The sequence below is a fragment of the Stenotrophomonas sp. GbtcB23 genome (assembly GCF_019091045.1).
Classification (GTDB): Bacteria; Pseudomonadota; Gammaproteobacteria; order Xanthomonadales; family Xanthomonadaceae; genus Stenotrophomonas; species Stenotrophomonas rhizophila_A.
In genome coordinates, this window is the sequence record NZ_JAGXKC010000458.1 from 1 (window position 1) to 263 (window position 263).

A 263-nucleotide genomic window follows, 5' to 3' on the forward strand; every position below is an offset into this window, starting at 1 on the left:
TTCACCGAATTCAAGACCATGCAGCACCTGAACGGAGTTCCAGATTGGGCGTTGCTTTCACCAAGGAGGATAGTGCCGAAACAGCCTCGGAAACCCTGCTGCCCGACCGCCCAATTTCGCCCCACCCGAACCTCGTCACCGAGGGCGGATTGCGGGCGCTGGAATTGCAGTTGGCTCAGGCGCGCGAAGCCTATGACGCAACAGGCACGGTCGAGGATGTGAACGAGCGGCGGCGGCAGGCAGCAGGCCCGCCGCGCGACCTG

At 63.5% G+C, this 263-nt stretch carries 1 protein-coding gene; it reads left to right on the forward strand.

The window, feature by feature from the left end; all coding sequences use genetic code 11:
- Positions 1–44: 44 nt before the first annotated feature.
- Positions 45–263, forward strand: a 219-nt coding sequence (locus KVS69_RS19765; protein ID WP_217539795.1) for a hypothetical protein, incomplete at its 3' end; no start/stop codon positions are given.